Origin of the sequence: Pseudomonas sp. 14A (assembly GCF_018132745.1) — a bacterium.
Lineage (GTDB): Bacteria > Pseudomonadota > Gammaproteobacteria > Pseudomonadales > Pseudomonadaceae > Aquipseudomonas > Aquipseudomonas mercuritolerans.
The window spans coordinates 114588-123766 of record NZ_JAGRQJ010000002.1 but is presented as its reverse complement, the minus strand read 5'-3'; the positions used below and the strand labels follow the sequence as shown (position 1 = coordinate 123766).

At 60.1% G+C, this 9179-nt stretch carries 7 protein-coding genes; 5 read left to right on the top strand and 2 right to left on the bottom strand.

The features are described 5' to 3' along the window. Window positions 1-186: 186 nt before the first annotated feature. Both PS14A_RS02750 and PS14A_RS02745 read right to left on the bottom strand, forming a co-directional pair. The gene (locus PS14A_RS02750; RefSeq protein ID WP_103306253.1) at window positions 187-1680 is read right to left on the bottom strand and encodes a CoA-acylating methylmalonate-semialdehyde dehydrogenase; all 1494 of its coding nucleotides are present in this window, start codon (window positions 1678-1680) and stop codon (window positions 187-189) included. Between the two features lie 76 nt (window positions 1681-1756). Continuing rightward, entirely contained in the window at window positions 1757-3106 is a 1350-nt protein-coding gene (locus tag PS14A_RS02745; protein ID WP_212615246.1) for an aspartate aminotransferase family protein, read from the bottom strand. Window positions 3107-3243: 137 nt separating this feature from the next. On the opposite strand from PS14A_RS02745, the gene PS14A_RS02740 reads away from it, so the two are divergent. From PS14A_RS02740 to PS14A_RS02720, 5 genes are all read left to right on the top strand, one after another. After that, entirely contained in the window at window positions 3244-4164 is a 921-nt protein-coding gene (locus PS14A_RS02740) for a LysR family transcriptional regulator (RefSeq protein WP_016771807.1), read from the top strand. A 128-nt stretch (window positions 4165-4292) separates the two neighbouring features. After that, entirely contained in the window at window positions 4293-5681 is a 1389-nt protein-coding gene (locus tag PS14A_RS02735) for a nucleobase:cation symporter-2 family protein (protein WP_212615245.1), read from the top strand. Between the two features lie 88 nt (window positions 5682-5769). Beyond that, window positions 5770-6420 carry a TetR/AcrR family transcriptional regulator gene (locus PS14A_RS02730; protein ID WP_016771809.1) on the top strand — a complete coding sequence of 217 codons (651 nt, stop codon included), beginning with the start codon at window positions 5770-5772 and terminating at the stop codon, window positions 6418-6420. Between the two features lie 7 nt (window positions 6421-6427). After that, window positions 6428-7009, top strand: a complete 582-nt coding sequence (locus PS14A_RS02725) for a YigZ family protein (protein ID WP_212615244.1) — start codon at window positions 6428-6430, stop codon at window positions 7007-7009. Between the two features lie 613 nt (window positions 7010-7622). Next, window positions 7623-9170 (top strand): ABC transporter ATP-binding protein, encoded by a 1548-nt coding sequence (locus PS14A_RS02720; RefSeq protein ID WP_212615243.1) that lies wholly within the window; start codon window positions 7623-7625, stop codon window positions 9168-9170. Window positions 9171-9179 lie beyond the last annotated feature (9 nt).

The window sequence follows — 9179 nt, the reverse complement described above, 5'->3', positions numbered from 1 at the left end:
CGAAAACTGCGTAACTCTTTGATTCTCAAGGAGTTTTCCGTTTCGACTGCGCCGGAAGTGGGGCGAATTATAGACCTCTGGAATCTGCCGTCAACACCTATTTTCATATTTCTGTCATATCGGTCAAAAAGCCCCGAAAACGCGAAGGCCGACCTATCAAGGTCGGCCTTCTGCATATCCAGCTACTTACAAGCTAGGGAATGCGAACTGCGAAGCTTCATGGCTCGCACGCTGCGGCCAGCGCTGGGTGATCGCCTTGCGACGAGTATAGAAGCGCACGCCGTCCGGACCATACGCATGCAGGTCGCCAAACAGCGAACGCTTCCAGCCGCCGAAGCTGTGATAAGCCACCGGCACCGGCAGCGGCACGTTGACGCCGACCATGCCGACTTCGATCTCATCGCAGAACAGCCGCGCCGCTTCGCCGTCACGGGTGAAGATGCAGGTGCCGTTGCCGTATTCGTGATCATTGATCAGTTGCATCGCCTCTTCCAGGCTGTTCACCCGCACCACGCACAGCACCGGCCCGAAGATCTCTTCTTTATAGATGCGCATCTCTGGAGTGACGTTGTCGAACAGGCAGCCACCGAGGAAGAAGCCTTCTTCATGCCCGGCCACGCTCAGACCACGACCATCGACCACCAGGGTCGCGCCCGCCGCCACACCGTCATCCACATAACCGCTGACCTTGTCACGCGCCTGACCGGTAACCAACGGCCCCATGTCCAGGCCGCAAGAAGTACCGGCACCGATTTTCAGCGCTTTGATCTGCGGAACCAGTTTCGCCACCAGCGCGTCCGCGACCTGATCGCCAACACACACGGCCACCGAGATCGCCATGCAGCGTTCGCCGCAGGAACCGTAGGCCGCGCCCATCAGTGCGCTGACCGCATTGTCGAGATCGGCATCCGGCATCAACACCGCGTGGTTCTTCGCGCCGCCCAGTGCCTGAACGCGTTTGCCGCGCTTGGTGCCTTCGGCGTAAATGTATTCGGCAATCGGCGTCGAACCGACGAAGCTCAGCGCTTTGACTTCCGGCGCTTCGATCAACGCGTCCACCGCCGTCTTGTCACCATGGACCACACTCATCACGCCTTTCGGCAGCCCGGCTTCCAGCAGCAGTTGAGCGATCAGCAGCGTCGAGCTTGGATCGCGCTCGGATGGCTTGAGGATGAAGCAATTGCCGCAGACGATCGCCAGCGGGTACATCCAAAGCGGCACCATGGCCGGGAAGTTGAACGGGGTGATACCGGCAACAATCCCCAGTGGCTGGAAGTCCGACCAGGCATCGATGTTCGGGCCGACGTTGCGGCTGTACTCGCCCTTGAGGATTTCCGGGGCGGCGCAGGCGAACTCGACGTTCTCGATACCGCGCTTCAATTCACCGGCAGCGTCTTCCAGGGTCTTGCCGTGCTCTTCGCTGATCAGCTGCGAGATGCGTGCTTCGTTTTGCTCCAGCAGTTGCTTGAAGCGGAACATCACTTGGGCGCGTTTGGCCGGTGGCGTGTTGCGCCAGGCCGGGAACGCAGCCTTGGCAGCATCGATGGCTTTCTGAATGGTGGCCTGACTGGCCAATGGCAGTTTGTGGATCGCCTGGCCGGTAGACGGGTTGAACACATCCACCGCGCGACCGTTCTCGGTCACCAGTTCGCCATTGATCAAATGCGGGATAACACTCATCGAACACTCCTGAATTCTTGTCCACGGGCACCCGCAAAGGAGCGCCCGTTTGTGTAGGTATATATAGAGGGAAAAATCAGTCGAGCTTGTTCAGCACTTCGCCGACCGCGTCGAACAGACGATCGAGGTCTTGCGGCTTGCTGTTGAAGGTTGGGCCGAACTGCAGGGTGTCGCCGCCGAAGCGCACGTAGAACCCGGCTTTCCACAAGGCCATGCCCGCTTCGAAAGGACGCACGATGGCATCACCGTCACGCCCGGCAATCTGGATCGCGCCGGCCAGGCCGTAGTTGCGGATGTCGATGACGTTCTTCGAGCCTTTCAGACCGTGCAACGCGTTTTCAAAATGCGGCGCGACTTCGGCGACGCTCTGCACCAGGTGTTCCTTTTGCAGCAGATCGAGTGCTGCGAGGCCGGCGGCACAAGCCACCGGGTGCGCCGAATAGGTGTAGCCATGGGGAAATTCCACGGCGTATTCCGGCGTCGGCTGGTTCATGAAAGTCTGGTAGATCTCGGAGCTGGCAATCACCGCGCCCATCGGGATCGCGCCGTTGGTGACTTGCTTGGCGATACACATCAGGTCTGGAGTCACGCCAAAGCTGTCGGCGCCAAACATCGAACCGGTGCGACCGAATCCGGTGATCACTTCGTCAAACACCAGCAGGATGTTGTGCTGATCGCAGATCTCGCGCAGACGCTTGAGGTAACCCTGCGGCGGAACCAATACCCCGGCAGAGCCGGCCATCGGCTCAACGAACACCGCAGCGATGTTGGAAGCGTCGTGCAGTTCGATCAACTTGAGCAGCTCATCGGCCAAAGCAATACCGCCCTGCTCCGGCATGCCACGGGAAAACGCGTTGCTCGCCAGCAGTGTGTGCGGCAGGTGATCGACATCCATCATCGCCTGACCGAACAGCTTGCGGTTGCCGTTGACGCCGCCGAGGCTGGTGCCGGCGATGTTCACACCGTGGTAGCCACGGGCACGGCCAATCATTTTGGTCTTGGTCGCCTGGCCTTTCAGGCGCCAGTAGGCACGGACCATTTTCACCGCAGTATCGGCGCACTCGGAACCAGAGTCGGTGAAGAACACGTGGTTCAAATTGCCCGGGGTCAGTTCAGTGATTTTCTCTGCCAACTGGAACGACAACGGATGGCCGTACTGGAAACCCGGCGAGTAATCGAGGGTGCCCAGCTGTTTCGCAACGGCTTCCTGAATTTCCTTGCGGGTGTGCCCGGCGCCGCAGGTCCACAGACCGGACAGCGAGTCGTAGATCTTGCGGCCCTTGTCATCGAACAGCCAACTGCCTTCGGCACCGACGATCAGACGCGGGTCGCGCTGAAAGTTGCGGTTGGCGGTGTACGGCATCCAGTGCGCGTCCAGCTTCAGTTGGCTGGCCAGTGGCGACGGCGCGTTTTCAGGCATGTTCATCGGGCAAAACCTCGCAGGGCATAAGCGTCAGGGAGATGGAAAGCGTTGTTGCAGCTAAATTGCCACGGCGATAAAGTCGGTGAAATCCAACTCTTCTAACCTTCAGTTAGATCATCGCTAAACAAAGAGAACAAAAAATGAGCAGCCGCCGCGCCGATCCACTGGCCCAGGTCAGTGATTTTGATATTCGCCTGCTGCGGATTTTTCGCAGTGTCGTGGAGTGTGGCGGCTTCTCCGCAGCGGAAACCGTGCTCGGCATCGGGCGCTCGGCGATCAGCCAGCAGATGAGCGATCTGGAACAGCGCCTCGGCTTGCGCTTGTGCCAGCGTGGCCGGGCCGGATTTTCGCTGACCGAGGAAGGTCGTGAGGTGTATCAGTCGGCACTACAGCTGTTGAGTGCACTGGAGAGTTTTCGCACCGAGGTCAACGGTCTGCATCAACACTTGCGCGGTGAATTGATCATCGGCCTGACCGATAATCTGGTCACCCTGCCGCACATGCGCATCACCCACGCCCTCGCGCAGTTGAAGGAACGCGGGCCGGATGTGCAGATCCAGATTCGCATGATTGCGCCGAACGAAGTCGAACAAGGTGTGCTCGACGGGCGCCTGCACGTTGGCGTGGTGCCGCAGGCCAGCGCCTTGTCGGGACTGGAATATCAGCCGTTGTATAGCGAGCGTTCGCTGCTGTATTGCGCGGTGGGTCATCCGCTGTTTTATGTCGACGACAAGCAACTCGATGATCAACGCCTCGACAGTCAGGACGCGATTGCGCCGACCTTCCGTTTGCCGGCAGAGATTCAGGCGCACTACCAGGCGCTCAACTGCACCGCCAGTGCCTCTGACCGTGAGGGCATGGCATTTCTGATTCTGACCGGACGCTACATCGGTTACCTGCCGGATCACTACGCCAATCTTTGGGTGCAGCAGGGGCGCTTGCGTGCGCTCAAGGCCGGCACGCGTTTTTACGATTTGAGTCTGGCATCGGTCACGCGCAAGGGGCGGCGCCCTCATTTGGTGCTGGAAAGCTTTTTGGAGAGTCTGGCGGCTACGCGCTGAAAGCAAGATCAAAAGATCGCAGCCTTCGGCAGCTCCTACCTTTGGGAGTCGTTGCTTCAGAAAGTTGAGCAAGTGGACAGTTTTTTGCAGAGAAAGGCTACTCGTCCTTCAACAAGAAGCCAAAGCCCATGCAGCCAGATTCCGATTCGTCCAGTGAACTGATCTACGGCCTCAACGACCGCCCCAAACCACTCGCCGCCATTCTCGCCGCACTGCAACATGTGCTCGCCAGTTTCGTTGGCATCATCACCCCGCCGCTGGTCATCGGCTCGGCGCTCGGGCTGACCGCGCATCTGCCGTACCTGATCAGCATGGCGCTGATGGTCTCGGGCGTCGGTACCTTTATCCAGGCGCGGCGACCGTTCGGCATTGGCGCGGGGATGATCTGTCTGCAAGGCACCAGTTTCGCGTTTCTCGGTGCGGTGCTGTCGGCCGGGTTTCTGGTCAAGCAGCGCGGCGGCAGCCCGGAAGATATTCTGGCGATGATTTTCGGCGTGTGCTTTTTCGGCGCAATCGTGCAGATCGTGCTCAGCCGTTTCATCGGTCAGTTGCGCCGAGTGGTCACACCGCTGGTGACCGGCATCGTCATCACGCTGATCGGCATCAGCCTGATCAAGGTCGGCATCACCGATCTGGGTGGCGGCTTCAACGCGCCGGACTTCGGCGCGCCGGGCAATCTGGCCTTGGGCGTGTTCGTGCTGCTGACGATCATTCTGCTCAACCGCTCGAATACGCCGTGGGTGCGACTGTCGGCGATCATCATCGGACTGGTGCTCGGCAGCCTCGCGGCGTGGTTCAGCGGGAAACTGGTCCCGCAGCCGTTGCCTGACTTGCCGCTGGTGAGTTTTCCTACGCCGTTCAAGTTCGGATTCAACTTCGACTGGACCGCTTTCCTGCCGGTCGCACTGATTTACCTGATCAGCACCATCGAAACCGTCGGCGACCTCACCGCCAATTGCATGCTCGCCCGCCAACCGATCAGCGGCCCTTCTTATATAAGCCGCTTGCGCGGTGGCGTGCTCGGTGATGGTGTCAGTTGCATGATCGCGGCGACCTTCAGCGCCTTCCCCAACACAACGTTCGCGCAGAACAACGGCGTGATCCAATTGACCGGCGTTGCCAGCCGCTACGTCGGCCTGTACATCGGCGCGATCCTGTTCTGCCTCGGCCTGTTCCCGATGATCGGTGCGGTGCTGCAACAGATTCCGAAACCGGTGCTGGGCGGCGCAACGCTGGTGATGTTCGGCGCAGTGGCGGCGGCGGGCGTGCGCATTCTCGCGCAGTCGCCGCTGGACCGGCGCAGCATGTTGATCATCGCCACTTCGTTCGGCGTCGGCCTCGGCATCGCCGCGCAACCGAACCTGCTGCACCTGCTGCCGAAACTGGTGCAGAACCTGTTCGACTCGGCGATCACAAGCGGCGGGCTGACGGCAATCGTCCTGTGTCTGTTGTTGCCGGAAGGCAAAACCGCTGAGGCAAAAAGCCCCGCGTCATTGAACAAGATCGAACAGGCGTAACTGTTTTTCCGCGCAAGGACTTGTCGGATGCCTGTGGGTGCGCTATCAACGCAACTGGTTGCACCCACAGACAATCCCGGAAGTGCCTATGACCTTTGAAGTCCCAGCCCACGGCGGCAAACCCGCCAGCCGCATTCGTCAGAAGAACGAAGAGACCATTCTCAAAGCCGCCGAAGACGAGTTCGCCCGTCACGGGTTCAAAGGCACCAGCATGAACACCATCGCGCAGAATGCCGGGCTGCCCAAGGCCAACCTGCATTACTACTTCACCAACAAGCTCGGTTTGTATGTGGCGGTGCTGAGCAACATCATCGAGTTGTGGGACAGCACCTTCAACACCCTCACTGCCGAGGATGACCCGGCCGAAGCGCTGACCCGCTACATCCGCGCGAAGATGGAATTCTCCCGGCGCCAGCCACAGGCCTCGCGAATCTTTGCCATGGAAGTGATCAGCGGCGGCGAATGCCTGAGCGAATATTTCAATCAGGATTACCGCACCTGGTTCACCGGGCGCGCGGCGGTGTTTCAGGCATGGATCGATGCGGGCAAAATGGACCCGGTCGACCCGGTGCACCTGATCTTCCTGCTGTGGGGCAGCACCCAGCATTATGCCGACTTCGCCACGCAGATTTGCCGCGTCACCGGGCGCAGCAAGTTGACCAAGCAGGACATGGAAGACGCCGGCAACAACCTGATCCGCATCATTCTCAAAGGCTGCGGCCTCACTCCTTCTCTATAAGACGTTTATGCCTTTCACCCTCAGCGGTTTTTGCGAGTACCGCGAAGAGATTCGCAAAAGCCGCTTTATCACTCTGGCGACGCCGATCAGCAGCCCCGCCGATGCGCAGGCGTTTTTCGAGCAGCACAGCGATTTGAATGCCACGCACAATTGCTGGGCGTGGAAACTCGGCGCGCAATACCGCAGCACTGACGATGGCGAACCCGGCGGCACCGCCGGACGCCCTATTCTGGCGGCGATCGAAGCGCAGGACTGCGATCAGGTCGCGGTGCTGGTGATTCGCTGGTACGGCGGCATTCAACTGGGCACCGGCGGTTTGGCCCGGGCCTATGGCGGTGGCGCCAACAAGTGCCTGCAAGCGGCGCAGAAAGTCGAGCTGATCAGCCGCGTGTCGCTGAGTTGCGCCTGCGGATTTGCCGAGTTGGCGCTGGTGAAGTTGCGCGTGGCGGATCTGGGTGGGTTGGTGGTGGAGGAGAACTTCACGGCCAATGGCGTTGAATTGAAGCTGGCGGTGGGGGAAGCGCAGATCGAATTGTTGCAGAGTCAGTTGGCTGATCTGAGCCGTGGGCGGATTTTGTTGCAGCGTTGAGAGTGGAAGATCAAAAGATCGCAGCCTTCGGCAGCTCCTACAAGGGGATCGCATTCCAATTGTAGGAGCTGCCGAAGGCTGCGATCTTTTTGGGGCATCACTCGTACTTTCATAAACTCATGACTTGCCCACACCTGCTGTGCACCCGACTGTGGATAACCTGAGCACACACCGCTGTAACCCTTCTGTCATGCGGCTTTGCGCGATTTGTTCAATTTTCGTTCAATTGACCCGACGAAAGGGAAATCCAGCGTAAAAACAAACAGTTATCTTCGTTTATCACCATTAGAACAAAGCATCGCAGTGCTTATGCCCACCCTCGGCGCTTGCGCACAATTACTGTGGAGCAACCTGTGGATAAGCCGTTCATGACCGCCGCAGCCGCTGGATCTGTCTGGCTCCCAGGCAGTTGCTCGTTTTTTAACCAACTGCAAGCGGGCAAAACTGGAGCCTGTTCAATGGCTTTGCGCTGAATTGGTGCTTGATCCAAAGACAAAACGCCCGCCGATGCGCTGCTGTCGGCACTTGCGGACCGGCTCCGCAAGCGTTCCTGACTCAATGGCCAGGAAATTGCTTTATCCACAGGCACAACTCCAAGTCAGTCGAGCCTGTCATGTCCATCGCCCCTTCCCCGCCGCGCCTGCAACTGCGCCAGATCAGCAAACGCTACCCCGGTTGTCTGGCCAACGACGCCATCGACCTGAGCATCGCGCCGGGTGAAATCCATGCCCTGCTCGGTGAAAACGGCGCGGGCAAAAGTACGTTGATGAAGATCATTTACGGGGTCACCCAGTGCGACAGCGGTGAAATGCTCTGGCAGGGGCAGCGCGTGCAGATGCGCAATCCGGCGCAGGCGCGGCAGTTGGGCATTGGCATGGTGTTCCAGCATTTCTCGCTGTTCGAAACCCTCAGCGTCGCGCAGAACATTGCCTTGGCGATGGGCGCGGCGGCCGGCACGCCGAAGCAACTGGAGCCGAAGATTCGCGAAGTATCGCGGCATTACGGCATGGCGCTGGAACCGGAGCGACTTGTCCACAGCCTGTCGATCGGCGAGCGCCAGCGGGTGGAAATCATCCGTTGCCTGATGCAGGACATCCGCCTGCTGATTCTCGACGAGCCGACCTCGGTGCTGACGCCGCAAGAGGCGGACGAATTGTTCATCACCCTGCGTCGCCTCGCCGATGAGGGCTGCAGCATTCTGTTTATCAGCCACAAGCTCGGTGAAGTGCGCGCCTTGTGCCACAGCGCCACGGTGCTGCGCGGCGGTCGGGTAGCCGGGCATTGCCTGCCGGCGCAATGTACGGATCAGCAACTGGCACAACTGATGGTCGGCGAAGCGGCGGGATTGATTGGCGAGTATCCGAAGGTCAGCGGTGGCGCGGCGTTTCTGCAGGTGCAGGGTTTGAGCTGGCACAACCCGGATCCGTTCGGTTGCTCGCTGACCGACATCGATCTGCAAGTGCGCAGCGGTGAAATCGTCGGCATCGCCGGGGTCGCGGGCAATGGTCAGGATGAATTGCTCGCCCTGCTCAGCGGCGAACAGCCCTTGCCGCGCGCGCAGGCGGCGACCCTGCGCTTCGCAGAGAAAAACGTTGCCGATCTGCGCCCGGACGCGCGGCGCAAACTCGGTCTGGCCTTCGTGCCGGCCGAACGCCTCGGCCACGGCGCGGTGCCGGAGTTGAGTCTGGCCGATAACGCTCTGCTCAGTGCTTTTCAGCAAGGACTGGTCAGCCACGGGTTGATTCAACGCGGCAAAGTCGAAGCGCTCGCGCAGCAGATCATCCAGCGTTTCGGCGTGAAGACCCCGGACACGCAAACCGCTGCGCGCAGCCTTTCGGGCGGCAACTTGCAGAAATTCATCCTCGGCCGGGAAATTCTTCAGCAACCGAAACTGCTGATCGCCGCGCACCCGACCTGGGGCGTCGACGTCGGTGCCGCCGCCACCATCCATCGCGCGTTGATCGCCCTGCGCGATGCCGGCGCGGCGATTCTGGTGATTTCCGAAGACCTCGATGAGCTGTTCCAGATCAGCGATCGTCTCGGCGCGCTGTGCGGCGGGCGTCTGTCGGCACTGCAAGACACCGGCCTTACACAACTGAGCGATGTCGGCGCGTGGATGGCCGGCCAGTTCGATCACTCACCCCGCACCGCCTCGGTTTAACGGAGTTTC

Bases quoted from the DNA above. Each gene is read 5' to 3' on its own strand.
- PS14A_RS02750 (WP_103306253.1), bottom strand. From the start codon at position 1,680: ATGAGTGTTATCCCGCATTTGATCAATGGCGAACTGGTGACCGAGAAC.
- PS14A_RS02745 (WP_212615246.1), bottom strand. From the start codon at position 3,106: ATGAACATGCCTGAAAACGCGCCGTCGCCACTGGCCAGCCAACTGAAG.
- PS14A_RS02740 (WP_016771807.1), top strand. From the start codon at position 3,244: ATGAGCAGCCGCCGCGCCGATCCACTGGCCCAGGTCAGTGATTTTGAT.
- PS14A_RS02735 (WP_212615245.1), top strand. From the start codon at position 4,293: ATGCAGCCAGATTCCGATTCGTCCAGTGAACTGATCTACGGCCTCAAC.
- PS14A_RS02730 (WP_016771809.1), top strand. From the start codon at position 5,770: ATGACCTTTGAAGTCCCAGCCCACGGCGGCAAACCCGCCAGCCGCATT.
- PS14A_RS02725 (WP_212615244.1), top strand. From the start codon at position 6,428: ATGCCTTTCACCCTCAGCGGTTTTTGCGAGTACCGCGAAGAGATTCGC.
- PS14A_RS02720 (WP_212615243.1), top strand. From the start codon at position 7,623: ATGTCCATCGCCCCTTCCCCGCCGCGCCTGCAACTGCGCCAGATCAGC.